This is a genomic window from Candidatus Chloroploca mongolica (assembly GCF_004762035.2).
Lineage (GTDB): Bacteria > Chloroflexota > Chloroflexia > Chloroflexales > Chloroflexaceae > Chloroploca > Chloroploca mongolica.
The window spans coordinates 104,488-130,346 of the sequence record NZ_SIJK02000007.1; the positions used below are offsets into that span (position 1 = coordinate 104,488).

Genomic DNA, 25,859 nt, shown 5'->3' on the forward strand with positions numbered 1-25,859 from the left:
TACTGCATTGAGATTAAGCCGGCGTTAACTTCGTGAAAAGATTACGTAAAAGAAGCCCGGACAGGTTCAACACGCAAAACCGCACCTCGTCAGATAGGCCATCCCACGGGGGATGTGCGCATGATCTTCGAGTTCAAGCAACAGACGTGGCTGATGGGACAAGGTTTGCAGGGCGGTAAAAAAGGCATACCAGTTGATCGCGCCATCACCGGGCGCCCAATGACGGTCAAGGTGCCCATCGGTATCCTGAAGATGCACATGCGCAAGCAGATCGCCGGCTTCGCGCACCCACTGATCAGGGGTAGGGCCACCGATTTGCTGCATCATGCACACATGGCCTACATCAATGCTGAGCCGTACGAGAGGCGTATCGAACGAACGCACCAGATCAAGCAGGGGGGCCACACTGCCATCGGCAATCGTCTCGATCACCAGCATGCAATCAAGCGCCTCGGCCTGGGGCAACAGTGGCTCGATGACCGCATGGGCCTCTTTGATTGTCCACTCACGACGCGCAAACGGGGTAAAGACGTGGGCCGGGGTGCCAAAGCAGAGAAAGGGACTATGCAGCACCATATGGGTCGCGCCAACCGCCTCGGCAAACGCGAGGCCCTGGCGCAGCCGTTCGATGACCACCTGGCGCACCTTTGGATCGTAGGGGGCCAGATCGAGGCCAAGAAACGGCCCGTGGATGCCCAGACGCCCGGTATAGCCGCGAAGCATCTCGCGAGCATGGCGAGCGGCGGTGCGCCAATCACCATCAAGGACTTCGGGCGCAATCGGATCCTGGATTTCAAGATCACGTGGACCATCGAGCAACCAGTCGCGATAGACTTCAAGGTCTTTGATCTGTAAGGCCGCCCCAATCAGCGGCACCGTTTGCTGGATCATCGTTTACTCCTTTGCAGCAGCGGCAAACCCACGGGCGAGATCGGCCTGAATATCAACCGCATCCTCAATACCAACCGAGAGGCGCAGCAAACCATCGCCAATACCAAGGGCATGGCGGCGCTCAACCGAGAGTGAGCGGTGGGAAGAGCAGGCCGGATAGAGGATCTGACTGGCGACACCGCCGAGCGTCGTGACAGGCAAGATCATCTGCAGGGCATCGAGAAAGCGCAGCACAGCGGCTTCGTTGGCCTGCACCAGATCAAACGCAACCATCCCGCCTGCACCATTCGGCAACAGTTGGCGCGTCAGGTGATGCTGGGGATGTGACGGCAAGCCGGGATAGTAGACCTGGGCCACGCCGGGTTGCTCGACGAGCCAACTGGCAACCTCGGCGGCATTGCGACAATGCTCACGCATGCGCAGGGGCAGCGTGCGCAGGCCACGCAACGCAAGATAGGCGGCATGCGGATCGAGCAGGCCGCCAGTCAGGATTGTCAGAGTGCGCAACTCGGCGACATACGACTCGCCAGCCAGCACAATGCCACCAAGCACATCATCGTGACCAGCAAGATACTTGGTCAAACTATGCAACACAATATCGGCCCCCAGTTCGAGTGGCCGCAACAGATACGGCGTCGCAAAGGTCGCATCAACCACCAATTGCACATCGTGTTCGTGACAGAGCCGAGCCGCTGCCGAAACATCACAGAGGCGGAGCAACGGATTGGAGATCGGCTCGAGGATCAGCGCCCGGGGACGATGCTCGGCCAGCGCCGCCGCGAGGGTGGCGCGGTTCGTTGCGTCGACAAAAACCGGACAGACCCCCATGCGGCGCATGATCGTATCAACCAGGGCAAACGTCGCACCATACGAGTCCTGGGCCACCAGCAGCGTATCGCCGGCCTGTAACCCGGTGAGCAACAGGGCGAGATGGACGGCAGCCATACCCGAAGCACACGCACGCGCCACCGCTGCCCCTTCCATCTGACAAAGAGCCGCTTCGAGCGCAGCATTGGTCGGGCTACCATAGCGCGAATACGAAAAGCCTGGCGCATCGCCCCCGAGCATCGCGTGGAGGGTGGCAGCATCAGCGGCCCGGTAACTCACCGCCAAGTCAATACCGGGAACAGACGGAATCGAAGGATTGCCTTCATCGGGACGGCCAGCGTGGACGGCGATGGTAAAGAGACTCTCAGGCATAACAGGCTCCTGGTGGCTACAACGCGTACGTGTGCTGACACACGTACGCTTCCTGGGGGATGCGCCCCATTCGCATGAACGGTAGGGCTGCCGCCCTCAAAACCCGTGCTTGTGCTGGTGAAAACGGCCAGCGAAGCTGGCCGTTTTCACCAGCACAAGCGAGCTTCAGAGAAGCGTAGCGGATGCATGGTAACGATTCAATCAAAGAGATGGATATCGAGTTGGACATGCGCACTCTGGGTTGGATCAAGCGAACCGAAGATGACCTCGGCCAGCAACGTAGGGTGAGGTGCCGTAGCAAGCGCAAAGAGATGAGTAGAGCAGGGGCTATCACTGGCACCAAACCCCGGCACAGGCATTGTAACACCAGAAACAGATGCAAGCGCACGACACCAGGCATGCTCCATCCGCCCGGTGCCAGTCAAGGTCCAGGCGGCGCGGAGATGGGCTTGTGCCCGGAGATAATCAATATGCCAGTGCAGACGAGGTTTGTGGGGGTTTGCGTGATGCTTGAGGCGCGCCGCCAACCCACCCGAACCAAAGGCACTGCCGACATAGAGGTAAAAACCCGGTGCAAAGGCAAAAGAACCCAGACGCCCAATCTGAAGTTGAGTGAGCGTCTGGTCAAGTTGGAGTACCAGGATATAGGTACCCTTCATTGGTAGGGGTCGAAGTGGTGTAGCATCGCTAGCGATTAGCTGCCACGGGGCGACGATTGACTTTGCCCCGCCCCCGTTGCACAGGCGGTGCCCCACGGGGAGTCGTCACCCAGAGCAGACCCGTCATAATTGCAGCCGAGGCAATGCACCACATGCAGGTTGCGCCAATGACAAAGGGTTCGAGAAACGTCAGGTAGATTGAAAAGATCGTCCCGCCGAAGGCCATGAGGGGCATCGCGAGCCTGGCATAGTGGGCGGCCTGACCTGCGCCAAAACGATACACAAGCCACGCGATCAGGAAGAGGGCATAACCAGCAACCCCCAGCACCCCAACCGGGATACCAAGGAACGTCGCATAGACACTCTGTTGCACCGCATTGCAATCACCAACAGGGCCACAGACCGCCTCGGCACCACTCACTTCCACAAACGCAAGATAAGCCGAGACGATGATGCCAGCGACGGCAAGGATTGGCACCGCCAGATTGCGCCACCCAAGCAGCGGGCGATCAAAGGGCGGGCGTGTGGTAATGCCCAGCACAAAGACGGAAACTGTCATCAGCAAGAGCATCAAGACCGCAATGCTATTGCCCAGCGGATCGCGCTGAAACGGGCTCACCGCAGGTTCAGGTTGTGGCACCACGGCAACCTCGCCCGCTTCAGTCGTGACCACCTGCGCCGCAATGACCGGTTCGATCCCCGGAATAGTGGGCCAGGCATTGCCGCCAGCCGCAAGCGCCTGTTCAATCAAACCAGGCAACATCGCCGGAATCTCGCCACTGCCAACCATCACTGTCTCGCCAAAGACCATGGTGGGCACGCCGAGGCGATTGTCGGGAATATTGAAGGCCGTAATCGCCGCCTGATAAAGGGTCTGACCAGCAGGCTGACTGACGTCAATCCGGACAATCTGGAGTTGTGAACCATAGCGCGCCTGAAGCGGCGGAAAGACCTCGTCCATGACCGTATGGCAATGGGGGCAACTCGGCGAATAGAAAAAGACGGCGCGTGCAGCTGGATCAGCCGCAGCAACGCGCCCAGCAAAAACGAACATCAGCAAGAGCGTCGCCACCCCAAGGAGCGACCAGCGTGAAACATTTCTACGTATCATCAACGTACTCCTTCGTTCGAACCCTCGCGGGAATGCCAACCCAGACCACCAGCAGAGCAGCAAGCCATATCTAGGAGCGGCACCCCATCAATCGTTGCTTCGCTGGCACAACCGCCAGCAAAACTGACGGTTGTGCCAGCAAAGCAACACCCTTATTGTACCCAACCAGAGTAGACAACAAAATTGCATTGCCTGAAAACCCGGTTATCAGCCGACAACCCGAACCACAAGTATCAAGCCTTCATTGCCAGTTATACGATCATAACCGCACCAGGGGTGGAACCTGATACGATTGTGTATATTGGCACAATCTCTTGATGCCAAGGCTTTGGCCTGGCTCGGAGGCAATGATGGACGTCACCATTCTCGCACGTTGGCAGTTCGCAATTACGACGGTCTACCACTTCTTTTTTGTTCCCCTCTCGATTGGCCTCTCGCTCCTTGTCGCCATTATGCAGACGGTCTACTTCCGTAGTGGCAATGAAACCTACAAACGCATGACAAAATTCTGGGGCAAGTTACTCTTGATCAATTTTGCGATCGGGGTAGCTACTGGAATTGTGCAAGAATTTCAGTTTGGCATGAACTGGGCTGAATATTCACGGTTTGTCGGGGACATCTTTGGGGCTCCGCTGGCAATCGAGGCATTGATGGCCTTTTTCCTCGAATCGACCTTCCTTGGTCTCTGGCTCTTTGGCTGGAACAAGCTCTCTAAAGGCGTTCATCTCGCCTGCATCTGGATGGTCGCCATCGGGTCAACGATTTCGTCGTTCTGGATCCTGGTGGCGAATTCGTTTATGCATCAGCCGGTTGGCTATGTGATCCGCAATGGCCGCGCCGAGATGGAGAGCTTTGGGGCGCTGATTGCCAACGGGCATGTCTGGGTGCAGTGGCCGCATACGATGATGGCGGCGATCTGCACAGCGGCCTTCTTTGTGCTGGGTATCAGTGCCTACCATCTGCGCCGCCCACTCAGCGAGGCTGGGCACGACATGTTCCGCCGCTCGTTCCAGATTGGGGCCATTGCCGCCGTTATCGGGGTGGTCGGCGTCATTCTGGCAGGCCATGCCCAGGCGCAATATATGATCCAAGTGCAGCCGATGAAAATGGCGGCAGCCGAGGCAATCTGGGAGACCGAGGATCCCGCACCGATGTCGCTCTTTACCATAGCAAGCACGCCAGAACAACGCGATCTCTTTGTGATCAAGGTTCCGGGTCTGTTGAGTTTCCTGGCCTACAATCGGTTTGAGGGTGCAGTTCCGGGGATCAAAGATCTGCAAGCCGAAGCCGAAGCAACGTATGGGCCTGGCAATTATACGCCCAATGTTTTTCTCGCCTACTGGACCTTCCGGGCAATGGTTGGCGCAGGCTTTGCCATGCTTGGCCTGGCTGTAGTGGCCCTCTACTCTGTCTTGCGCAATCGCATTACGAGTAGTACGGCTTTTCTCTGGTTGCTGATCCCTGCGATCGGCCTGCCCTACCTGGCGAATGCGACCGGCTGGATCTTCACCGAGATGGGTCGCCAGCCCTGGATCGTCTATGGCGTGATGTTGACGAGTGAAGGCGTCTCGGCGACTGTTGGCGTCGGGTATGTCTTGATGAGTTTGATTGGCTTCACCCTGGTCTATCTAGGCTTGATCGCCGCCACAGTCTTTTTGATGCTGAAATATGCCCGTCAGGTACCCGGCGAAGAACCTCAGCCGAGCAAACAACCTTCGCTGCGCCCTGCTCCCGCTGGCGACTGAAAGGACACCCTGCAATGGATCTCAATATCCTCTGGTTTATACTCGTCGCCGTGCTCTTTATCGGCTTCTTCATCCTCGAAGGCTTTGATTATGGGGTGGGCATTCTCTTGCCAATTATGGGCAAGACCGATACCGAACGGCGGGTGGTGATCAATACGGTCGGCCCGGTCTGGGATGGCAATGAGGTCTGGGTGCTGACCGCTGGCGGCGCGATCTTTGCGGCCTTTCCGCACTGGTATGCGACCCTCTTTAGCGGCTTCTATCTTGCGCTCTTTTTGATGCTGGTCGCTTTGATCATCCGAGCCGTTGCCTTTGAGTACCGCAGCAAGGCCGAAGATCCCAAATGGCGCGCCTGGTGGGATCGGGGCATTGTCTTTGGTAGTCTGATCCCCGCGATCCTCTGGGGGGTCGCACTCGGCAATATGCTGCGTGGGGTGCCCATTGATGCCGATATGCACTACGTCGGTACCTTCTTTGACCTGCTGAACCCGTATGCAATCATCGGCGGGTTGACGTCGCTCTCGATGTTTCTCCTGCACGGGGCGATCTTCTTGAACCTGAAGACAAGCGGTGAACTGAGCGAACGGGCGCTGCACCTGACCCGGCGCATTGGCCCGGTGACAACGGTGATGGTTGCGATCTTCATTGTGTCAACGTATCTGATGACCGATTCATTCAGCCGCCTCGGCGTCAATCCCGGCCCGATTCCCATCGCTTCCCTGGGCGCTCTCTTTGCCGCCGCCTATTTTGTGCATATCGGGCGCCTCGGCTGGGCCTTCTTGATGACCAGCGTCAATATTGGCCTCTCGGTCATTACCATCTTTATGGCGCTCTTCCCCAGGGTGATGGTCTCAAGCCTCGATCCCGCCTGGAGCCTGACGATCTACAATGCGTCGTCAAGCCCGAAGACCCTGACGATTATGAGCATCGTCGCCCTGATCTTTATTCCGATCGTGCTGGCGTATCAGACCTGGACCTACTGGGTCTTTCGGCATCGTATAAGCATTGAGAGTGAGTTGACGTATTAGCATCGCAGGGGCGGGACTGTCGTCCCGCCCCTGCGATGCTTGGGAATATGGCCCGGTTTGGGAATATGACCCGGTCAAGACGATCAAACCTGATGACAACGCAGCGCCCCTGGTTATGGGTGACGATTGCGCTGGGGGCGTTGACGGCGGTGGTGGCCGTTGGTCAGGCGTTGCTCTTGAGCAGGGTGATTGCGCAGGTCTTTCTGGGTGGGGCCGATCTGGCCGATGTGCAGGCGCTGCTGCTTGGCCTGGTCGCCCTGGCGCTGCTGCGCGCAGCGCTGAGTTGGGCAGGCGAGATGACGGGGCAACGGCTCGCCAGTCTCGTCAAGCAGGCGCTCCGTGAACGTGTACTGACACATCTGGTGGCCCTCGGACCGACGTTTGTCCGGGGCGAGCGCAGTGGCGAACTGGCGAATACGACGCTCGGGGGCGTCGAGGCACTTGATGAGTACCTGAGTCAGTATCTGCCCCAGGTGACGCTAGCAGCGCTGATGCCCTTGATCGTGCTGGTCTTTGTCCTCCCCTTCGACCCCCTCTCCGGGCTGGTCTTGATGCTGACGGCTCCGCTTATCCCGCTCTTTCTCTGGTTGATTGGCTCGCTCGCCAAAGAACTGACGGCACGCCAATGGGCCGATATGAGCCGGATGAGTGCCCATTTTCTCGATACACTCCAGGGCTTGACGACGCTCAAGCTTTTTGGGCGCAGCCGCGAACGCCTGCAAGAGGTTGCGACGATCAGTGCGCAGTTTGGCGATGTGACGATGCAGGTGCTGCGCATTGCGTTTCTTTCGGCCTTTGCCCTCGAATTGATTGCGAGCCTCAGTACGGCGATCATTGCGGTCGAGATCGGGCTACGGTTGCTCTATGGGCGCATGGCCTTCGAGCCAGCCCTGACGATCCTGATCCTCGCGCCAGAGTTCTACCTGCCGCTGCGTCTGCTCGGCCAGCGCCACCACGCCGGCATGGCGGGCAAAGAGGCGCTCGGGCGGATCGAGGCGATCCTGGCAACCCCAGTGGCTGTGCCACCCTCGCCAATGCGACAGGCACCACCTACGCACGGAGACCTCGAACTCAAGGGGGTTTCATTTGCCTATGACCACGGTGCCCGTCCGGTCTTGCACCAGTTCGACCTGCGCATTCCGGCGGGGCAGACGGTTGCGCTGGTTGGGCCAAGTGGCGTCGGCAAGAGCAGTGTGGCGGCGCTGTTGATGGGCTTTGTTCAACCCGACGAAGGCAGCATTTCTGTTGGCGGCGTCCCCCTGACCGAGGTCGATCTGGGCGCGTGGCGGCAGCAGGTGGCCTGGGTCAGCCAGCATCCGGCACTCTTTTATGGCAGTGTCGCCGAGAATCTGCGCCTGGCGCGCCCCGACGCTTCCGATGAGGCGCTGGAAGTGGCCGCACGTGCCGCCGGTGCGCACGCTTTCATCACGGCGCTGCCGCAAGGGTATGCCACCCCCATCGGCGAAGGCGGAACACGGCTCTCGGGAGGGCAACGCCAGCGTCTCGCGCTCGCCCGCGCCTTGCTCAAAGATGCGCCTTTTGTGATCCTCGATGAGCCAACCTCGCACCTTGACCCGGCCAGCGAATTGGAGATCCGCACAGCGTTGCGTGAGTTGCTGCGCGGTCGGACAGCGCTGATCATCACGCATAGCGCATCACTGCTAGCTGAGGTCGATCACGTGGTGCAACTCGAACCGCTTGGCGACAAGGAGACGATGGTAGCGCAGGGTTCGCCATCAGCCATGCTGCGGGAGGCCCCGCGATGAGCACGCCACGCCTGTTCTTACGCCTGCTCGTGCTGATCGCGCCTTATCGTGGCTGGTTTGCCATCGCGGTCTTGCTCGGTTTTGCGACGGTGGGCAGCAGCATCGGCCTGATCGCAACGTCATCCTACCTGATCGCCAGTGCCGCCCTGATGCCCTCGATTGCCGTCTTGAGTATACCGATTGTCGGTGTCCGCTTCTTTGGCATTGCGCGGGCGCTCTTTCGGTATGCCGAGCGTTATACGGCGCATACGGCTACCTTCCGGCTGCTCGCAGGGATGCGGGGCTGGTTTTATGAGACAGTCGAACCGCTGGCCCCCGCCGGTCTCATTGATCAGCGCGGGGGCGACCTGCTCGCACGAGCCGTCGGCGATGTTGAAACGCTTGAGCAATTCTACCTGCGTGTGCTCGCGCCGCCTCTCGTCGCGCTGCTCGCCGGCCTGCTCGCCTGCGGACTGATGCTCGCCTTTGATCTGCGCCTGGCCCTTATGCTCTTGCTGCTCCTCGGGCTTGCTGGCCTTGTCGTCCCCCTGCTTGTCCACGTCCTGAGTCGCCGTTCTGCCGGGGCAAGCATCGCCCACCGTGCCGCCCTCTCGACAAACCTGGTCGAAGGCGTGCAAGCGCTTGACGACCTGCTAGCGCTTGGGCGAGAGGATCTGCTGCTGGCACGGGTGCGCGAAGATAGTCGCCGCCTGGCGCAGGCCCAGGAACACCTGGCGACGGTACGCGGCCTCGGCAACGGCCTCGTACTGTTGCTGAGCCACCTCGCGGCACTAGCAATGCTGCTGCTTGCCATCCCCCTAGTGCGCAACGGCGAGCTCGACGGGGTCTACCTGGCCCTGCTTGCGCTGACCGCCCTTGCCTCATTTGAAGCCGTGACCCCACTCGCGGTCGCCTTACAGAGCCTCGAAACAAGCCTGGCGGCGGCACGCCGGATCTTCGCCATCACCGACACCCCAGCGCAGATCAGCAACGAACCAGCCACCTCACCAGAGCCACAAGATTACAGTCTCGAACTGCGCAACGTCAGCTTCAGCTATCCCGGCCAGTCCCAGAACGTCCTGGAAAACCTGAGTTTGCGCATCGAAGCGGGGCAGCAACTCGCCCTGATCGGCCCAAGCGGGGTAGGCAAAAGCACCCTGGTGCAGTTGATTTTGCGCTTCTGGGAAGGATGGAGCGGCGAGATTCTGCTTGGTGGTGTTCCGCTCCGGGCGTATCGCGCCGAAGACGTACGGCAGATGATTGGCGTCGTCGCGCAGCACACACACCTCTTCAACGGCACGATCGCCGACAACCTACGCATCGCCCGCCCAATGGCAAGCCAGGCCGAACTGGACGAAGCGTGTCGGCGCGCCCACCTGAGCGACCTGATCAACCGGCTACCCAACGGCTACGACACCTGGATCGGCGAACAAGGCATGAAACTCAGTGGCGGCGAACGTCAACGGCTCGCCATTGCCCGCGCCCTGCTGAAAGACGCCCCGATTCTCATCCTCGACGAACCAACGGCTCATCTCGACCAGACCACCGCCAGCGACGTCGTCGCCGCACTCGAAGAACTACGCCAGGGGCGCACCACACTCACAATCACCCACCGCCACGAACACCTCGCCAGCGTAGAGCGGATTGTGGAGCTATACCAAGCCCGCTGCGGAAACGATGCGGATCATCCCACGACGAAAGGCGCTGAGTCATAAGCGAACCGCATCTATAGCTGCCAGCCGCTCATCCGGCTGCACCGTGGCGCTTGCTGATCAACGTACCGAATATCCGTTGCTCGTTACCGATGCGCTTCTGCGCGAAATATGACCGAAAACTCGCATAGACGGCGCATGGGCGGTGTGGCACGGGTATGGCGGGTGGAGGTGGCAAAAGCGCGGTGTGGCACGGGTATGGCGGGCGGAAGTAGCAAAAACGCCGTCTAATTCATGTTCGTTAGGTCGCCGTAAGCGCGCATCCCTCCCATCGTACCCGCTATGCCCTGTGATACAATAACGATGTCTGTGAATGCTGCGCATCGAAGGAGCGACTGACGTCATGCGGGTCTATCTTGACCTTCGGGAACCCGCCGCAAGCCGCCGCCCTTTAGGGCGTGCGGTTAGGCGGGTTTCTCGCTGGCTTTAGCCAGAACATCGAACATCCTTGCGGTTGTTGTCATTCTATGCTATCCTGTCAACATAGAAATCAACAACTGCAAGGCAGGGCGATGGAGTACCAGCGCGACGAACACCGGGTTCATCTCATCCTCTATCACCTCGTCTGGACGCCGAAGCGCCGCAAGGCTGTCCTCAAAGATGCGATTGCCGTAGACTGTCGGCGGCTGATTGAGCAGAAGTGCGCCGAGCAGGGATGGGAGATCGTGGAGCTGGCGATCCAACCCGATCATATCCATCTGTTCGTGCGCGTTTGGCCGAGCGTTTCGGCTGCCGACGTGGTGAAGGCGGTGAAGGGTCTCACCTCTCACGAGCTACGCGAACGTTATGCCGTCTTGCGGAAACTTCCGTCATTGTGGACGCGCTCCTCCTTTGCCGCGACGGTCGGGAACGTCGCGAATGAAACCGTGCAGCGGTACATCGCCGCCCAAAAGGGACTCTAGCCAATGGAGCGCAAAGCCTTTCGCTACCGGCTCTATCCCTCCCGCGCCCAGGAGCGGCTGCTTGATGCCACGCTTGAAACGTGTCGTCGCTTCTATAACGATTGCCTCGCAGAGCGCAAGCAGGCGTGGGAGGACGAGCAGCGCACGGTGGGGAAGGTGGCGCAACTGCGCCAGGTGAAGGAGCGGAAGGCCACAAACCCGTGGGCGAAGGACGTGCATAGCCATGTCTTGCAGATCGTGGTAGACGATCTGGATAAAGCCTTCCAAGCCTTTTTTCGGCGGCTGAAGGCGGGCGAAGAACCGGGCTACCCGCGCTTTAAGGGGCGCCACCGCTGGCGTTCGTTCGGCTTCAAGGAGTACGGGAATGGCTTTCGCCTCGACGGGCGACGCTTGAAACTATCAGGTATCGGGCGGATCGCCGTTCGCTGGCATCGTCCGATTGAGGGTCAGATCAAGACGCTCCGTATCAGCAAGCAGGCGGGGAAGTGGTTCGCCAGTTTCTCCTGCGTGGTAGACGAGCCGACGCCGCTTCCTGCGACCGGGCAGGATGTGGGGATTGATGTGGGGCTGGCGAGCCTGATTACCACCAGCGCGGGTGAACAGGTTGCGCATCCCCGGTTCTATCGCAAGGCCCAACGGAAGCTGCGCGTCTGCCAGCGCCGGATCGCACGACGGAAGAAAGGTGGGAAGAACCGCCGTAAGGCCGTGGTGATGCTGCAACGGCAGCATGAGCGGATGAGCAATCAGCGCAAAGACTACCTGAACAAGCTGGCGCACGATCTGATAGCGCGCCACGACCGGATCGCGCTCGAAGACCTCACGATCACGCGCATGGTTCATGGGAACCTCGCAAAGAGTATTCTGGACGCTGGATGGGGCTACTTGGTTCAGCGACTCACGCACAAGGCTGCAAGCGCCGGTCGTGTGGTCGTTCTGGTAGACCCACGGCAGACCTCCAAACGGTGCTCTTCTGGTTGCGGGCATGTCTTCGAGACGCTTTCGTTAGCCGACCGATGGGTTGATTGTCCCCGTTGCGGCCTCTCGCTCGATAGAGATCACAACGCGGCCATCAACATTCTCAACCGGGGCGGACAGCTCCGTTGGTCGTTAAGCTCGCCAGAAGGCGGGTTGGGCCAAGAAGCCGCGCGGCTTGAGCCGCTGCGGAGTGTCACAATTGTAGCCTCCAGCGGCCACTTGACGATGATGACCGACTCATGAAGCGCTTGAAGGTGATTGCATCAATAACCATAGCGATCGTAACGCCGTTGGAGTTGATTCAGGAGGTGCTCCCGTGAGCAGCATACAACCGTTACCGCTGGCTGAGTTGAATACGCGGGCACTACGCGTGCTTATTCAAGAGATGGGTGTGGTAAACACGGCGCGTTTCATTCATCAATATACGCACGGCTTTGGGGACTATACCCAAGAGCGAGAACAGCTTTTCACCGATCTTACCATTGATGATATTGTTGCCGCCGTAGAGCGCGACCCGAAGAGTGGGCGCGACTTTTGAAGGCGGTACTATAAACCATAGATGAGTGGAAAGCTGCCCTGACGGTTGCAAAGGGCGTACTTGGATTGCCGAAGCGTCATCGTTTGGCTAGGTATGTTTCGTTTGTTCTGGCAGTACTGCTGTGCTACCATTACCAAAGTACAGAACTGTCAGGCATTAAAATGAGGCACGCAGGCCATGCCGCGCCTCGCTGCGCCATGGCGTCAACGAAACCCACATCCAGCATAGGCATTACGCCTCGGGCTGAGGACGAGGCACCGGCACATCCATCGGGCGCAGATGAAACACTCCAAGCCCCACGAGACAGCATGTCGCCATAACTGCCGCCATCGGCAGAGCCGTGCCATTGTGCAGCACCCCGACGATCACACCGGCGAGCGCCCCGATGCTAAACTGCAACATACCAAGCAACGCCGCCGCACTGCCCGCTACCCGCCCGTGAGGGGCCATTGCTTCAGCGGCGGCATTGGGGGCCACGAGGCCATAGCCCGCAATGCAGATAAAGAGGAAGGGCAACAAGCCCAAAAGGCCCCCGAAGCCAGTCGCGGCAACCGCAACGAGCATCACGCCCGAGGTGGCAATGACGGCCAGGGCGACACTGAGGATCGTGGTGCTGGTGAACGAGCGCAAGAGCCGACGATTGAACTGTGAAGCCGCAATCAAACCAGCGGCATTCGCCCCAAAGATCCAACCGTACAACTCGGGCGACACGCCAAAGAGTTCAATGAAGACAAAGGGCGACCCGGAAATATAGGCAAACATGCCCGCCGAAATAAAACCACCTGTCAGGGCGTAACTGACAAAATGCCGATCCCGTAGCAATAGACCATACACGCGCAGCACAGCCACAAAGCCATCGTGACTCCGGCGCTCGCGGGGCAGTGACTCCTGGAGTGCAAAGAGCACCAGCGCCACACAGATCATGCCAAAGACGGTCAGCACCCAGAAGACCGAGCGCCAGCCAAAATGAACGATGAGTTGCCCACCAAGCACCGGCGCCGTAATGGGCGCAAGGCCCATCACGAGCATCAAGAGCGAATACATCCGCGCTGAACCCTGGGCATCAAAACGATCGCGCACAATCGAGCGTGCAATCACAACGCCGGCACACCCACCAAGCGCTTGGAGCAGACGCAACCAGACCAGACTGCCGAGCGTCGGCGCCAGCGCACACCCCACCGACGCAACCGTATAAATGATCGCCCCAACGAGCAACGGCTTGCGACGACCAAAACGGTCAGAAAGCGGCCCATAGACAATCTGCCCAAAGGCCAACCCCAGAAAAAAGACCGTCAGGGTCAACTGAGCCGCCGCCGTATCAGTGCCAAACTCGGCCCCGATCGCGGGCAAACCCGGCAAATACATATCAATCGAAAGCGGTCCAAACGCCGACAAAATACCAAGCACCAGGGCAAGTCGCCCGACCGATAAAGGGGGTTGGGTTTTCATGGGTTCTATAGTACCACGGTAGGGCAGGGCTAGCGCCCTGCCCTACCGTGGTACACCGGTTTTGCCGAGAACTATGCCGCTAGAAAAAGCTTGACGCAACAAAAACAGAGCGGTACAATACGGCAAGATAATCGAAAGCAATGACGAGGACGAGTACCTCGTAGCCTGGTTGCCAGGGAGGGTGCGTCAAAGACTGCAAGCGCACCTCAATCAGCACGAGCGAAAACCACCTCTGAGCGGCCTCCTCAACGCGCTACGCAAGTATGGAGGCACGGTTTGCGCCCGTTAACGCGCCGCAAGGATGCCTGTCTGCGCGTGCAGTTGTGCATCAAAGTTGGGTGGAACCACGAAGCAACCTTCGTCCCATAGTGGAACGAAGGTTTTTTGTCGTCTTTGCAGATGTGAGGTATGTGATGCCAGTCGATCCAAATAGTGATCCGTATTACCGTCTTCGCCATTCACTGGCCCATGTGATGGCCCAGGCCGTGCTGGAAATCTTTCCTGAAGGCAAGGTTGCCATCGGTCCGCCCATCGAGAATGGTTTTTACTATGACTTCGACCTGCCTCGCGCCCTCACCCCCGATGATCTGAGCACCATCGAAGCCGGGATGCGCCAGATCGTCGCCCGTGATGTGCCCTTTCTCTTTCGGGAAGTGAGTGCTGATGAGGCCCGCCAATTTTTTCATGACCAGCCCTACAAGCTCGAATTGATCGACGGGCTTGCCCAGGGCCTCGATGAATATGGTGAAACGGCCAAAGGTGACACGGTCATCTCGACCTATCGCCAGGATACGTTTGAAGACCTCTGTCGTGGGCCGCATCTCGAGCGAACCGGCCAGATTGATCCGACGGGCTTCAAGTTGATGAGTATCGCCGGGGCCTACTGGCGCGGCGATGAGAAGCGCCCCCAGTTGCAACGCATCTATGGCACCGCCTGGAATGATCAGGCTGAACTGGAACAACATCTCTGGCGTCTCGAGGAGGCCAAAAAACGTGACCATCGCCGCCTCGGTAAAGAGCTTGATCTCTATAGCATCTCCGATGAGGTCGGCGCAGGTCTGATCCTCTGGCACCCCAAGGGGGCCATGGTTCGCGTGATCGCCGAGGATTTCGCCCGCCAGGCCCACCTCAAAGCTGGCTACGAGTGGGTCTTCTCGCCCCACATCGGGCGTGCGCACCTCTGGGAGACCTCGGGCCACCTCGAGTTCTACAAAGATAGCATGTACGCCCCAATGGATATTGATGGCGAGGACTACTATGCCAAGCCGATGAACTGTCCTTTCCATATCCAGATCTACCAGACGCACATGCGCTCCTACCGCGACCTACCGCGGCGCTACGCCGAGTATGGCACGGTCTACCGCTACGAACTGAGCGGAGCGCTGCACGGCCTCACGCGCGTGCGCGGCTTCACCCAGGACGATGCGCATATCTTCTGTCGGCCCGACCAGGTCGAGGAGGAGATCGGGCGTGCGCTCGAGTTCTCGCTCTATGTGCTGCGCGCCTTCGGCTTGAGCGAATTCACGGCCTACCTCTCGACCCGCCCCGAGAAGTACGTTGGCGCACCTGAAGACTGGGAACGGGCCACGGCCGCGCTCGAGCGCGCCGTCGAGACCCATCAACTACCCTACCAGGTTGATGAGGGCGGCGGCGCCTTCTACGGACCCAAGATCGACCTCAAAGTCTACGATGCGCTGGGGCGCGAGTGGCAGTTGAGCACCATCCAGTTCGACTTTAACCTGCCCGAACGCTTTGGGCTCGAGTACATCGGCGAGGATAACCAACCCCACCGGCCCTACATGGTACACCGCGCCCTGATGGGCAGTATGGAGCGCTTCTTCGGCGTCCTGATCGAACACTACGCCGGCGCCTTCCCGCTCTGGCTGGCCCCGGTACAGGCCGTGCTGATTCCGATCACCGACGCCCAAATCGCCTACGCGGAAAGCGTCCAGAAGCGCCTCGTCGAGGCTGATCTACGGGTCGAGATTGATACAAGTCGCGACCGAATGCAAGGCAAGATTCGGCGTGCCCAGTTGCAGAAGATTCCATATATGCTTATAATCGGAAAGAAGGAAGAAGAAGCCAGCGCTGTTGCCGTACGCCTGCGGTCGGGCGAAGACCTTGGGGCGATACCCATTGATGCGTGTCTCGCACGCATGCAAGAAGAGATCGCCAATCGTACGTAAAAATGTTACATCCTGGGACATAAGCCAGCTTAGCTGGCTTATGTCCCAGGATCGCAACCGAAGTTAGCGGAATGAGGAGACTATGACCGTAGAGACCGATATGCTCACCGATGCGGCTCTGCGCTTTAGCGAAGCCATCCGCGCTGAACGCGCCAGCACCCTTGATGCACTTGCCAACGAACGGCAAGCGGCCCTCCAGATCATCCAGGCGCTCCGCAACGAGACAAAACGCCGGACACGGCAATCAACAGGCCGATTTGCCTTTGGGCTCTTACTCGGCACAGCGATGGGCAGCGCAGCAATCTATGTGCTGCATCAACGCGCCAGCGAAGAGATGCGGCTTGGGCTTACGGCACGCGCCGAGAGCACCGGTGTCTCGCTGCAGGAACGAGTGAAACAGGCGATTGAAGCCGGCAAGCGTGCCGCCGCCAATCAAGAACAGGCTATGTGGGACGATTATCGTCGTCGTATGATCGAACAGGCCAAACCGAAACCACGACAAGAAGATCCGCTCTTTTAACTATGCAAGCAGAAATCATTGCCATCGGCTCAGAGTTGCTGCTCGGGACGACGGTTGACACCAATAGCGCGTACCTTGCCCGCCAACTCGCCCGCGCCGGGGTGGAACTGGTGCGCAAGAGTTCGGTTGGGGATGATACCGAACGCATTGCCGCGATGGTTAGCGAGGCGCTGGTACGGGCAGATCTCGTGATCTGTACCGGGGGCCTCGGGCCAACGCTCGACGACGTTACCCGCGAAGGGGTCGCCCTGGCAATGGAACGCCCACTTGAATTTCATCAGACCCTGCTTGACCAGATCGAGGCCCGTTTTACCGCGATGGGTCGCACGATGAGCCCAAGTAACCGACGCCAGGCCTTTGTCCCCACTGGGGCGCGCATTGTCGAAAATCCGCGGGGCACGGCGCCTTCGTTTATCGTCGAGGATGATCGAGGCACAGTGATTGTGTTGCCTGGCGTGCCCTATGAAATGCGCTATCTCTTCGAAAATGCCGTCATGCCCTACCTGCGTGATGAACGAGGGATCACCGACGCTATCCTGGTCAAGACGGTCCATGCGACTGGGCTTGGTGAAAGTGTGATTGGCGAGATGATCGCCGATCTGATGGAACAGGCCAATCCGAGTGTCGGCATCTCAGCCAAGCAGGCCCGTTACGAAATTCGGATCACGGCGCATGGAGCCTCGCAGGCCGAAGCCGAGGCCATGCTTGCCACGACCGAGGCGACCATTCGCGAACGCCTCAAACAGCACATTATTGGCGATGAACCGTTACCAGCAACGGTTGCTCGCTTGCTCAAGGAACAGCAACTGACCCTTGCGCTCTACGAAACGAGCACGTTCGCCCCGATCTTCCGGGCACTCTCAGCGGTCAACGGAGGCACCGAATGCATCAGCGGGGTCTTGATCCATCCACTTGATCGGGCAGCCAACGAGGATGCTGCCGCCATTCTGTCGCAGACGGGGGCGTTTGGCATTGTTGATCGCTGGCGCGCCGATCTCGGCCTCGCGTTTCAGGTGGCTGATACCAGCGACCAGAGCGGCCTCACCGCAGTGAGTGTAACCCTGGTCACACCCAAGGGAAATCGCCAGGTCACCCGTAACTATGACTTGCGTCAGACCGAAGGATGGGAATTTGTTGCGACCCTAGGGCTTGATTTGATCCGGCGCTACCTGGTTGGAGAAGCAGCGTGACCTTTTTTGGCCGCACCGAGCCCGGGCCGCTCTCCCTCCGTCACGCGCTGGCAACCGTACACCGCGATCAATTCTGGTGGTTGCACTGTGGTGGCTACGGGCTTGCCACCCTTGTGGGGCTTGGCCTACCCCTGGCCGCTGGTTTTGTGATGGAGAGCCTCGATAATAGTCGGCGCGGCTTCGCTAGCCCCTTGCCGCCGCCCGGCAATGTCACGGTTCGATCATTGACCGGTCTCTTTGCCCTGCTCATTGACTTTGCGTTTCTGATTCTACCAATCTTGATCGGAACGATGCTGTTGTTTGTCACCGGCATTGTCATGTTGCTCGCTGGCGTCACCGACGAACTGATCATTCAGAGGATCACGAGCTCGGTCGTGTTTGGCACAGGGATGGTTGTCGTGCTGCTTTTTTTGAGTAGTGTCGCCCCGGCTGGACGGCTTCGCTTTGCGCGTGAGGGCCACATCGAAGATGCCCTGAGGAGCGCAACGCTCCGCTGGACGCTGGGGCGTGCGAACCGCCGCACCTTTTTCCAGGCTCGTCTGCTCTCACTGGTGGCCTATCTCCCCGCGGTGCTCTTGAGCGCACTCACCCTCGGGTTCGCACGGATCACCTTTCCAGGGCACATGGTCGTGCTTGGCCTCGGTCTCTGGCTAATCCTCAGCGCCACCATCTATGCCCACCTCGTCGTCGTGCAACTCTATGTCAGCGCCGAACGTCAGATTCAATAGCACCGAGTGCCGCAAGATACGTTACAATGCGAAGTCTAGACGCATAACAAGGAGAATTCTCATGGACATCGGCAAAGCCTTTTCGTTTGTCTTCGATGATGAACAGTGGCTTACAAGCATCCTGATCGCTGGATTGCTGGCCTTGATTCCGCTGGTTGGGCAGATCCTGATCATCGGCTACATGCTTGAGACCGCGCGCCGTCTGGCGGCAGGCAATCCACGCCCACTGCCCCAATGGGATAACTTTGGCGAGAAATTCAATCTCGGGCTCGTCGGCCTAGGCATTGCGATCGTCTACGCGGTACCGGTGATTGTGATCGCGCTTCTGTTTGCGTGTGTGCCCATCTTTGCTTCCACTGGTGGCGATGCTGTTGCCGGGATTGCAGCTTTGCTCGCTCTGTGCCTGATTCCACTCATTATGATCGTCGCCCTGGCGACTCAGCCTCTCCTGATCGCCGGTACGGTACGCTACTTGCAGACGAACAGTTTCAGTGAAGCGATCAACTTCAGTGCGGTCATCACGATGGTACGGGGCGACCTGGGTGGCTGGGTTGTGCTCTGGCTGCTCCAGATTTTGTGTGGGCTTGTCGCTGGTGCAGGCGGGATCATCGTCATCGGCATTCTTTTCACCCTGCCCTACAGCCAAGCTGTCTTTGGGCATCTGATGGGGCAGAAACTCATCGCCTTGCGGACGCAGAACGGCTACAACTCTAATTTTGCCCCACCTGCCTCACCGATGGTGTAGAAGGATCAGTATGGCTTCAACGCGACTCTTCGAGCCACGCGAATTGCTCTATCCATCGAACATGCTGACAATCGCTCGGCTGCTGCTCATTCCACCAACCTTTCGCTACCTGCGGCAGCCCGAGCGGCGGCGCGAAGCCCTTGCCTGCCTGGGGCTCGCAATGCTCACCGATGCCATTGATGGCCCATTGGCGCGTGCGCGTGGCGAAGTTTCGCCGCTCGGGGAACTACTCGATCCGGTGGCTGACAAGATCTTGATCAACGGAACCGCGATCATCCTCTCAAAGACCCGCGACTTTCCGTGGTGGATTACGGGGTTGTTGCTTTTTCGCGACCTTGGCATTATCGCTGCTGCCCTGGTGGTCATCAAACGTCGCAGCCAGATCACCGTTGCCGCCAGCACCGGCAAACTCACCACGGCGCTCTTGACTGCGGCTGCACTGCTCTACGTTGCCGACGGGCCACGCAGTGGCAAGCCGGCGCTCTACGTGGCAATGGTGCCATTTCTGCTCTCGTTCGTTCAGTATGGCAAACGGTTTCTAGCCGTCATGCGCAACGAGGGTGAATAAAGGCCACGCTTATGTCTGGGCTTCTGATGTATCGGCAGGGGGTTCGAGAGGCCCCTGCCGAATCTCTTGAGGAGTCTCGATCCAGCCACGGCGCAAAGCAAAGAGTACCGCCTGGGTGCGGTCATTCAGCGACAGTTTGCGCAAAATAGACGAGATATGGTTTTTGACCGTCTGCGTACTAATATGCAACGAGTCAGCAATCTCTTTGTTACTCCCGCCAGCCGCGATACGTTCAAGCACCTCGATTTCACGGTCGCTGAGGGGCGTAAAGATCGGCACATCAACCGCTTCGGGGTCAGTGGGCAACGCTTCGGGCAAACTACGAAACTGCGTCAAGACCCGACTGGCGACCCGCGGTTCTTCCAGAAGAACATCATTAATCACATACTCGCCACGCGCGACACGACGCAAGATCTCGATCAACGCCTGTGGCTTGACATCCTTCGAGCGATACGCGGCGGCACCTGATTGCAACGCGTGAAACGCTTGCTCGTCGCTCTCGTGCATGCTCAACATCACCACCCCGAGCCCCGGGTACTGACGACGCACGTGCCGCGTCAACGCAAGGCCATTCATACCTGGCAAATTCATATCAACCAGCATCACATTCGGTTCATCGTGTGAGCTAGCCTGGGCAAGCCACTCGAGAGCGGCTTCACCACTCGCAACATCACCGACGATCACGATATCATCCTCACCACTCAAGGCCCAGCGAACCCCCTGGCGAAAGAGCGGATGATCATCAACAACGAGCAATTTTATGGTAATGTGGGAGGCCATGGCAAAGGTTCCTTCTGTTGGCGTGCCAGCCATGCATAATAACTTGCCGTCGCGTCAGATAGCCCGGTGACACCTGCACCACGTAGCAAACGCACCACCGCAGCGAGCGGAAAGCCCACTACCGCAGTGTAACTTCCATAGACCGCTTTGATCAACTGACCACCCATGCCCTGCAAACCATAGGCACCCGCCTTATCACGCGGCTCACCAGTGGCAACATACGCCGTGATCTGGGCTTCGGTCAAAGGCGCAAAGACGACCTCGGACATTTCGATATCCAGCCAGAAAGGACGCCGAGCCGCTGTCGCTAGAACGGCATGAGGAGCTTCGTGGTGCAACGGCAACCAGATTGGCTCTGGCAGAGCCTCATAAAGTGTGGTCTGAGCGGATTCAGGCGTGGTCGCTGACGCAAAGGCCCCCGCGACACACAACCCGGTATAAACACGATGGGTACGTCCTGACAGACGACGCAGCATCAGATGAGCTTCAGCTTCATCCCGAGGCTTATTCAACACCTCACCATCAATCACCACCACCGTATCCGCGCCCAACACGACGGCATCCAGGGCGTGTTCAGCCACAGCGTGGGTTTTACGCCAGGCAAGCAATGTCGGATGGTAGCGCAGCGGCATTTCGGCAGTTGGCAACGCCCCCAGCACCTCGGGTGGCACATCGGTCTCGGCCTCCTCAGCATCAGTGGTCATCACAGTAAAGGACGCACCAAGCGCAGCCAGTAACTCGTAGCGACGCGGTGAAGCTGAGCCCAGCACAAGACGGGGCTGACCCGCCTGTTGATGAGCAAGCGTCTGACCATTATTTCCAGTTGGAGAAACTCTTATCACAATGTATGGTTGCCTGAATTGATCGATCCAATTGCGTACAGTGCGATCATAACACTTACGTGCGTAGATCGCAAGATGCAAGCCTCTAGCGAACAGGGCTGATGCATCATGCGAAACCGGATACAAAAAGACGCGCTATCAGGGCACCCGCAAGGGGTGCCCCTACGGGGCCGGGGGCCGGTGTACGGGCACCCCTTGCGGGTGCCCCTGGCGGGGTGCATACACGGAAGATGCAATCGCCCTGCTCTGGCGAACAGGGCTGATGCATCATACGAAACCGGATACAAAAAGACGCGCTATCAGGGCACCCGCAAGGGGTGCCCCTACGGGGCCGGGGGCCGGTGTACGGGCACCCCTTGCGGGTGCCCCTGGCGGGGTGCATACACGGAAGATGCAATCGTCCTGACGCTGGCGAAGCGTCGGGGCAGCAGAGCCGCCCAAACGAAATGCATGAGAGTGCAAACGAGCGCGGGTGATCGCCCGCGCCCGATCCGCCTACTCCACCACCAACCGATAGACTCCCCCACCTGCACGGTCAACCAGATAGAGTTCGCCTGCTTCGTCTTCGCCAAACGAGGTGATGCGCAGATCAACCCGCCCAAGAAGGGCCGTTTCCCAGCCTACGCCGTCACCATAGGTTCCCCAGAGGTTGCCCGTGCAAAAGTCGGTGAAGACATAAACCCCGTTGAGTTGTGGAAACGCACGACCGCGATAGACGTAACCACCTGTGATCGAGCATCCGCCTTCGGCACTGCCGTGGGGATAGACAAAGACCGGTAATTCCAGGCCTGTCTGATCACACGAACTAGCATTGAAGCAGCGATCGCCCTCCATGATCTTCCAGCCATAATTTTCCCCACCCAGGCTACTGGCAGGCTGAACATGGACTTCTTCAAGTGCATTCTGGCCGACATCGGCAAGATAGAGGTCGCCCGTTGCGCGGTCAAAAGAGAAGCGCCAGGGATTGCGCAAGCCGTAGGCCCAGATCTCCGAGCGGGCCGGATCAGCATCAATAAACGGGTTGTTCGCCGGAACAGCGTATGGTTCGTTGCTATCAACATCAATCCGTAGCAACTTGCCGAGCAGGGTGCTCAGGGTCTGCGCATTATTCCAAGGGTCGCCCGATGCACCGCCATCACCGGTGCCAATGTAGAGGTAACCATCTGGCCCAAATTTGAGCAGACCGCCATTGTGGTTCGCGGCGGGTTGGTCGATCGTCATGAGGATCGTCGCACTCGCAGGATCGGCGCGATTGGGATCAGCACTGAGCGTATAGCGAGCGACAACCGTTGTGCCGTTGCGGTCGGTATAGTTGACAAAAAGGAATCCATTCTCGCGGAACTGCGGGTGAAAGGCAACACTCAAGAGACCCTGCTCACTGCCTTGCGAGCCAACAAGCTCGGTCAGATCGAGCAATGGTTCTTCGAGGCGCACACCATCTTGCACGATCCAGATCGCCCCCGCTTGCTCCACCACAAAGAGGCGACCAGTGCCATCACCGGCATTGGTAATGTGGGTCGGATTACGAAACCCGTTCAAGACTGGCTCGACCGTGAGTTGCAGCGTGCTAAGATCGGGAGGCGAGGCAATGACCGTGGGGAGATTGATCGTTGTTGAGGTTGCCGCAGGCTCAACAACAGGCGCACTAGGCACTGTCGGCGGGGCCGAACTCGTGACAGGGGTGGGGGTGAAAACCGGCGCAACAGGTGCGGTTGGGAGGGAAGTTGTAACCACTTCACGCACACCACAACCAGTCAGGAGCAACAGAAGAGCAAAAAGCGCAACGATGCGAAAGCGCATACGTAAAAGATCCTTTCCAGGTTTCAGAACGTGGGCTGTTATTAGCGTACCACAGAATACCTGGCGCTGCAGCACTACAGGAGGAAACCCCTGGCTGACTAGGTCAACCAGGGGTTTCCTCCTGTGCAAAATGCCCGCATACTGTGCCACACAGCGGCAAAGCCGCTGTGTGGCACAGATATGATCACTTACTCATCGGGATTACCGTATTCATTCCAGTCGTAGGGATTGGGATCAATGAAGTCGAGGTCAACCCGCGTACGTGGATCATTGTCAAGGCCGATTTCCGGGCTGACGTATGGATTGAAGACCGTACCGAAATTCTGCTCAAGGTTAAAGCCGGCAATGACCAACTGGCGGCTCTCGGCGCCCTGGGCGGTCAGTTGATAGAAACCGACGGGCAGACGTTCGTCAAGCGCCAGCTCGACCAGGAACTGCCCGGCAATCGGATCAGCAAAGGTCGAAGGGAAGCCGCGCACGGCCCCATCTGGGAAGGTGAGCCAGAGATCAACCCGCTCACCGGGGAAGAAGAGGTCGCCATTCGCATAGAAGACACTGCGCTGGGGGGCACTCATATCGGCAGGCACCACCACATAGAGTTGGGCCGGGCCGCGTTGCACAACAGGTGGCGCACGCAACTCGAAGCTTGCAAAGACGCGGAACTGACTCTGCTGACCAAGGGCGGTGAAGGTATAGCGTCCGACAGGATTCTTACCTTCAAACTGGAAGGAGGTCGAAAGCGCACCACTAGGCGTTGCCTGGACAACCTGCTGTCCTGGAGGGAAGTCAATGACGGTGCCATCGGGGGCGGTGATCCAGAGCGAGACAAGCTCGCCGCCAAGAAAACCGCGGCCATCAACTTCAACGATCTCCCCCTGGAAGGCCGCAGCGACATCCTGCCCGTTGCGGGTCACACGCAGGTTAGCATTGCCCGCTGGCCCTGGCTGCCCACCAGGCGCAACCACAAAGAAGGCCGTCGCGTTGTTGATCCCACCGCTACTCAAACCGCGTCCGCTGACGGTGTAACAGCCATACGGCCAGGTGCCAGGTACGGGAATCGTCAGTGAGAACTGGCCCGCCCCGTTCGAGACAAAACGGCTGGCGGGTGGGAAATTGTTGGGTAGATCGATCACACCATCGAGTTGCTGGCTCGCGGGAATCGTAAAGACCCGCCCATCAGGAAACGTTATGTCGACTGTAACCGGCTCAGGCCCAAAGGGAGGAGCAAGCACGCGGAAATAGTCGAAACGAGTGAGAAACGTCTGGCCCTGGAAGACTGCCGGGGCCGAACCACCAGTGCGAGCACAGAAGGCTGAACCCTGTGGTGTGAACACGGCAATCTGAGCTGCTGAAGCAAATGCTCGGTAGCTCGAGATCACCAGGATCAGACCAATGGTCAGCGTCATGCCGATCATGAACATACGCCGAACGTGTGCGGTGAGCATAGCTATTCCTCCTGACAATGAGAATGTTCCTACCCCGTCTGGCAGAAACCTGAGAAAAATCTGATCGTCAGGTGATACAATACTCCTAAAATTCACGCACGAACAAGCAGCGTAGATTACACGAATGTGACAGCGTTCGTTTCGCCGAGGAGGATCGCACGGACTTTTTTGTACTCCTCAAGGCGAGCGTAGTCCTTCTCTGTCGGCTCGGCGATACGACTAAGATCCATATTCTCGGCATTGTCGGCCAACTTCACCGCCCGTGCGACGGGATCGGCGGCAGCGCGCGCCGCCGCTTCCAGGCGGGATTCACCGACCCTCTTGGTGAGTGCCGCGACTGCGGAGACAACTTCAGCGGGGAACCCTTCAGACCGAAGCTGCTCCAAGGTGACCTGGGTATCCTCAACGACATCGTGCAGCACCGCAGCCATGCGTTCATGGGCCGTGGACATGCGCAACATGACCCGTAGTGGATGGAGGATATAAGGCTGCCCCGCCTTATCGACCTGACCCGCGTGTGCAGATGCGGCTAGCTCAATTGCTCGTTCTAGTGTTGCCATTTTTTCAATCTTACCTCGGTAGTCGAGAAACGCCGGCAAATTGTTAGGCACCATTGCTCGAGTACCGCAGCGTAAGGCGCAGCATGTCAAAGAGTTGTATTCCGTCCTCGAAGATCGGCTCAGGATAATTATTGACGAAGAAATCATAGTCAATGCTGGTAACCCGAAAGCCATGTCTCTGGTAGAAAGCGAGTTGATAGCCGAACGTGCCGGTGCCCACCTCTAGTTGCCGTGCGCCTACATTGCGAAAGAAATCAATAACCCACTGCAATAGCGCTGTGCCGTATCCGGACTTCTGGTGATCTGGATGAACCGCGATGCTCATTAGCTCATATGTATCCGTGCCACGTGACTGTACAACGCATGCACCAACCACAACCGCACCACTTGAAGCAACGAAGCATGTTGATCCTGAAAGATAGGAGCGGATCTTGTCTTCTGAGGGATCGGCAAGGAGCAGTAGCTCCATTGGAGCATCTATTCCAGAAACTTCTTGGATCAGGAGCGACATGATCGCGTACTCTTGGGGAATATTGACCA

The 25,859-nt window shown here is 58.6% G+C and carries 25 protein-coding genes and 1 other annotated feature; of the genes, 14 read left to right on the forward strand and 11 right to left on the reverse strand.

The window, feature by feature from the left end; all coding sequences use genetic code 11:
- Positions 1–66: 66 nt before the first annotated feature.
- From EYB53_RS05950 to EYB53_RS05965, 4 genes are all read right to left on the reverse strand, one after another.
- The gene (locus EYB53_RS05950) at positions 67–891 is read right to left on the reverse strand and encodes a sugar phosphate isomerase/epimerase family protein (RefSeq protein WP_205712588.1); all 825 of its coding nucleotides are present in this window, start codon (positions 889–891) and stop codon (positions 67–69) included.
- Between the two features lie 3 nt (positions 892–894).
- Positions 895–2,091: a trans-sulfuration enzyme family protein gene (locus EYB53_RS05955; protein WP_135477286.1), complete on the reverse strand. Its 1,197-nt coding sequence runs from the start codon at positions 2,089–2,091 to the stop codon at positions 895–897.
- Between the two features lie 197 nt (positions 2,092–2,288).
- A complete protein-coding gene (locus EYB53_RS05960) occupies positions 2,289–2,750 on the reverse strand; it encodes a GIY-YIG nuclease family protein (protein WP_135477287.1) in 462 nt (153 codons plus the stop codon).
- Between the two features lie 28 nt (positions 2,751–2,778).
- Entirely contained in the window at positions 2,779–3,861 is a 1,083-nt protein-coding gene (locus EYB53_RS05965; protein WP_135477288.1) for a vitamin K epoxide reductase family protein, read from the reverse strand.
- Between the two features lie 347 nt (positions 3,862–4,208).
- Here EYB53_RS05965 and EYB53_RS05970 point away from each other — a divergent pair, with 347 nt between their 5' ends.
- From EYB53_RS05970 to EYB53_RS06000, 7 genes are all read left to right on the forward strand, one after another.
- The gene (locus EYB53_RS05970) at positions 4,209–5,606 is read left to right on the forward strand and encodes a cytochrome ubiquinol oxidase subunit I (protein ID WP_254150920.1); all 1,398 of its coding nucleotides are present in this window, start codon (positions 4,209–4,211) and stop codon (positions 5,604–5,606) included.
- Between the two features lie 14 nt (positions 5,607–5,620).
- The gene (gene cydB / locus EYB53_RS05975; RefSeq protein ID WP_135477289.1) at positions 5,621–6,634 is read left to right on the forward strand and encodes a cytochrome d ubiquinol oxidase subunit II; all 1,014 of its coding nucleotides are present in this window, start codon (positions 5,621–5,623) and stop codon (positions 6,632–6,634) included.
- Positions 6,635–6,726: 92 nt separating this feature from the next.
- Positions 6,727–8,400, forward strand: a complete 1,674-nt coding sequence (cydD, locus tag EYB53_RS05980) for a thiol reductant ABC exporter subunit CydD (RefSeq protein WP_205712589.1) — start codon at positions 6,727–6,729, stop codon at positions 8,398–8,400.
- Positions 8,397–10,094, forward strand: coding sequence for a thiol reductant ABC exporter subunit CydC (gene cydC, locus EYB53_RS05985; protein WP_135477291.1), 1,698 nt, complete (start codon positions 8,397–8,399; stop codon positions 10,092–10,094). The genes cydD and cydC overlap by 4 nt, the downstream gene beginning before the upstream one ends.
- Positions 10,095–10,603: 509 nt before the next feature.
- Positions 10,604–10,993 (forward strand): IS200/IS605 family transposase, encoded by a 390-nt coding sequence (gene tnpA / locus EYB53_RS05990; protein ID WP_135477292.1) that lies wholly within the window; start codon positions 10,604–10,606, stop codon positions 10,991–10,993.
- A 3-nt stretch (positions 10,994–10,996) separates the two neighbouring features.
- Positions 10,997–12,211, forward strand: a complete 1,215-nt coding sequence (locus tag EYB53_RS05995; RefSeq protein WP_254150921.1) for an RNA-guided endonuclease InsQ/TnpB family protein — start codon at positions 10,997–10,999, stop codon at positions 12,209–12,211.
- Positions 12,212–12,284: 73 nt separating this feature from the next.
- Positions 12,285–12,506, forward strand: coding sequence for a hypothetical protein (locus EYB53_RS06000; protein ID WP_097654351.1), 222 nt, complete (start codon positions 12,285–12,287; stop codon positions 12,504–12,506).
- Positions 12,507–12,737: 231 nt separating this feature from the next.
- Here the strand turns inward: EYB53_RS06000 and EYB53_RS06005 are convergent, their stop codons facing one another.
- Complete coding sequence (locus EYB53_RS06005) at positions 12,738–13,955, reverse strand: Bcr/CflA family multidrug efflux MFS transporter (protein WP_135477293.1); 1,218 nt, start codon at positions 13,953–13,955, stop codon at positions 12,738–12,740.
- Positions 13,956–14,086: 131 nt separating this feature from the next.
- Positions 14,087–14,324: a binding site (T-box leader), on the forward strand.
- A gap of 44 nt (positions 14,325–14,368) precedes the next feature.
- Here EYB53_RS06005 and thrS point away from each other — a divergent pair.
- From thrS to EYB53_RS06035, 6 genes are all read left to right on the forward strand, one after another.
- Positions 14,369–16,141 (forward strand): threonine--tRNA ligase, encoded by a 1,773-nt coding sequence (thrS, locus tag EYB53_RS06010; RefSeq protein ID WP_135477294.1) that lies wholly within the window; start codon positions 14,369–14,371, stop codon positions 16,139–16,141.
- 82 nt (positions 16,142–16,223) lie between these two features.
- Complete coding sequence (locus EYB53_RS06015; RefSeq protein WP_135477295.1) at positions 16,224–16,661, forward strand: hypothetical protein; 438 nt, start codon at positions 16,224–16,226, stop codon at positions 16,659–16,661.
- A gap of 2 nt (positions 16,662–16,663) precedes the next feature.
- Positions 16,664–17,851: a competence/damage-inducible protein A gene (locus tag EYB53_RS06020; RefSeq protein WP_135477296.1), complete on the forward strand. Its 1,188-nt coding sequence runs from the start codon at positions 16,664–16,666 to the stop codon at positions 17,849–17,851.
- Positions 17,848–18,579 carry a DUF4013 domain-containing protein gene (locus tag EYB53_RS06025; protein WP_135477297.1) on the forward strand — a complete coding sequence of 244 codons (732 nt, stop codon included), beginning with the start codon at positions 17,848–17,850 and terminating at the stop codon, positions 18,577–18,579. Before EYB53_RS06020 ends, EYB53_RS06025 begins: the two co-directional genes overlap by 4 nt.
- A gap of 61 nt (positions 18,580–18,640) precedes the next feature.
- A complete protein-coding gene (locus EYB53_RS06030; protein ID WP_167857281.1) occupies positions 18,641–19,324 on the forward strand; it encodes a DUF4013 domain-containing protein in 684 nt (227 codons plus the stop codon).
- A 10-nt stretch (positions 19,325–19,334) separates the two neighbouring features.
- Entirely contained in the window at positions 19,335–19,892 is a 558-nt protein-coding gene (locus EYB53_RS06035; RefSeq protein ID WP_135477299.1) for a CDP-alcohol phosphatidyltransferase family protein, read from the forward strand.
- A 9-nt stretch (positions 19,893–19,901) separates the two neighbouring features.
- On the opposite strand, the gene EYB53_RS06040 is transcribed toward EYB53_RS06035, so the two are convergent.
- The 3 genes from EYB53_RS06040 to EYB53_RS06050 all read right to left on the reverse strand — a co-directional run bounded on the left by EYB53_RS06040 (position 19,902) and on the right by EYB53_RS06050 (position 23,314).
- Complete coding sequence (locus EYB53_RS06040; protein WP_135477300.1) at positions 19,902–20,672, reverse strand: response regulator; 771 nt, start codon at positions 20,670–20,672, stop codon at positions 19,902–19,904.
- Positions 20,651–21,514, reverse strand: a complete 864-nt coding sequence (locus EYB53_RS06045) for a Maf family protein (RefSeq protein ID WP_371879071.1) — start codon at positions 21,512–21,514, stop codon at positions 20,651–20,653. The genes EYB53_RS06040 and EYB53_RS06045 overlap by 22 nt, the downstream gene beginning before the upstream one ends.
- Before the next feature lie 495 nt (positions 21,515–22,009).
- A complete protein-coding gene (locus EYB53_RS06050) occupies positions 22,010–23,314 on the reverse strand; it encodes a PQQ-dependent sugar dehydrogenase (protein ID WP_135477301.1) in 1,305 nt (434 codons plus the stop codon).
- A gap of 123 nt (positions 23,315–23,437) precedes the next feature.
- Between EYB53_RS06050 and EYB53_RS26575 the strand changes: the two genes are divergently transcribed.
- Positions 23,438–23,539, forward strand: coding sequence for a hypothetical protein (locus tag EYB53_RS26575; RefSeq protein ID WP_135477302.1), 102 nt, complete (start codon positions 23,438–23,440; stop codon positions 23,537–23,539).
- On the opposite strand, the gene EYB53_RS06060 is transcribed toward EYB53_RS26575, so the two are convergent.
- From EYB53_RS06060 to EYB53_RS06070, 3 genes are all read right to left on the reverse strand, one after another.
- The gene (locus tag EYB53_RS06060) at positions 23,503–24,759 is read right to left on the reverse strand and encodes a hypothetical protein (RefSeq protein WP_135477303.1); all 1,257 of its coding nucleotides are present in this window, start codon (positions 24,757–24,759) and stop codon (positions 23,503–23,505) included. The genes EYB53_RS26575 and EYB53_RS06060 overlap by 37 nt on opposite strands.
- 116 nt (positions 24,760–24,875) lie before the next feature.
- On the reverse strand, positions 24,876–25,373 hold the full coding sequence (locus EYB53_RS06065) for an HD domain-containing protein (protein WP_205712590.1): 498 nt from the start codon (positions 25,371–25,373) through the stop codon (positions 24,876–24,878).
- On the reverse strand, positions 25,363–25,830 hold the full coding sequence (locus tag EYB53_RS06070; RefSeq protein WP_205712591.1) for a GNAT family N-acetyltransferase: 468 nt from the start codon (positions 25,828–25,830) through the stop codon (positions 25,363–25,365). Before EYB53_RS06070 ends, EYB53_RS06065 begins: the two co-directional genes overlap by 11 nt.
- Positions 25,831–25,859: the final 29 nt, after the last annotated feature.

Bases quoted from the DNA above. Each gene is read 5' to 3' on its own strand.
- EYB53_RS06060 (WP_135477303.1), bottom strand. From the start codon at position 24,759: ATGCTCACCGCACACGTTCGGCGTATGTTCATGATCGGCATGACGCTG.
- cydC (WP_135477291.1), top strand. From the start codon at position 8,397: ATGAGCACGCCACGCCTGTTCTTACGCCTGCTCGTGCTGATCGCGCCT.
- EYB53_RS05965 (WP_135477288.1), bottom strand. From the start codon at position 3,861: ATGATACGTAGAAATGTTTCACGCTGGTCGCTCCTTGGGGTGGCGACG.
- EYB53_RS05970 (WP_254150920.1), top strand. From the start codon at position 4,209: ATGATGGACGTCACCATTCTCGCACGTTGGCAGTTCGCAATTACGACG.
- EYB53_RS05955 (WP_135477286.1), bottom strand. From the start codon at position 2,091: ATGCCTGAGAGTCTCTTTACCATCGCCGTCCACGCTGGCCGTCCCGAT.
- EYB53_RS06035 (WP_135477299.1), top strand. From the start codon at position 19,335: ATGGCTTCAACGCGACTCTTCGAGCCACGCGAATTGCTCTATCCATCG.
- EYB53_RS05960 (WP_135477287.1), bottom strand. From the start codon at position 2,750: ATGAAGGGTACCTATATCCTGGTACTCCAACTTGACCAGACGCTCACT.
- EYB53_RS06030 (WP_167857281.1), top strand. From the start codon at position 18,641: ATGGACATCGGCAAAGCCTTTTCGTTTGTCTTCGATGATGAACAGTGG.
- cydD (WP_205712589.1), top strand. From the start codon at position 6,727: ATGACAACGCAGCGCCCCTGGTTATGGGTGACGATTGCGCTGGGGGCG.
- cydB (WP_135477289.1), top strand. From the start codon at position 5,621: ATGGATCTCAATATCCTCTGGTTTATACTCGTCGCCGTGCTCTTTATC.
- EYB53_RS06020 (WP_135477296.1), top strand. From the start codon at position 16,664: ATGCAAGCAGAAATCATTGCCATCGGCTCAGAGTTGCTGCTCGGGACG.
- EYB53_RS06065 (WP_205712590.1), bottom strand. From the start codon at position 25,373: ATGGTGCCTAACAATTTGCCGGCGTTTCTCGACTACCGAGGTAAGATT.
- EYB53_RS05950 (WP_205712588.1), bottom strand. From the start codon at position 891: ATGATCCAGCAAACGGTGCCGCTGATTGGGGCGGCCTTACAGATCAAA.
- EYB53_RS06015 (WP_135477295.1), top strand. From the start codon at position 16,224: ATGACCGTAGAGACCGATATGCTCACCGATGCGGCTCTGCGCTTTAGC.
- tnpA (WP_135477292.1), top strand. From the start codon at position 10,604: ATGGAGTACCAGCGCGACGAACACCGGGTTCATCTCATCCTCTATCAC.
- EYB53_RS06050 (WP_135477301.1), bottom strand. From the start codon at position 23,314: ATGCGCTTTCGCATCGTTGCGCTTTTTGCTCTTCTGTTGCTCCTGACT.
- thrS (WP_135477294.1), top strand. From the start codon at position 14,369: ATGCCAGTCGATCCAAATAGTGATCCGTATTACCGTCTTCGCCATTCA.
- EYB53_RS06005 (WP_135477293.1), bottom strand. From the start codon at position 13,955: ATGAAAACCCAACCCCCTTTATCGGTCGGGCGACTTGCCCTGGTGCTT.
- EYB53_RS06070 (WP_205712591.1), bottom strand. From the start codon at position 25,830: ATGTCGCTCCTGATCCAAGAAGTTTCTGGAATAGATGCTCCAATGGAG.
- EYB53_RS06040 (WP_135477300.1), bottom strand. From the start codon at position 20,672: ATGGCCTCCCACATTACCATAAAATTGCTCGTTGTTGATGATCATCCG.
- EYB53_RS05995 (WP_254150921.1), top strand. From the start codon at position 10,997: ATGGAGCGCAAAGCCTTTCGCTACCGGCTCTATCCCTCCCGCGCCCAG.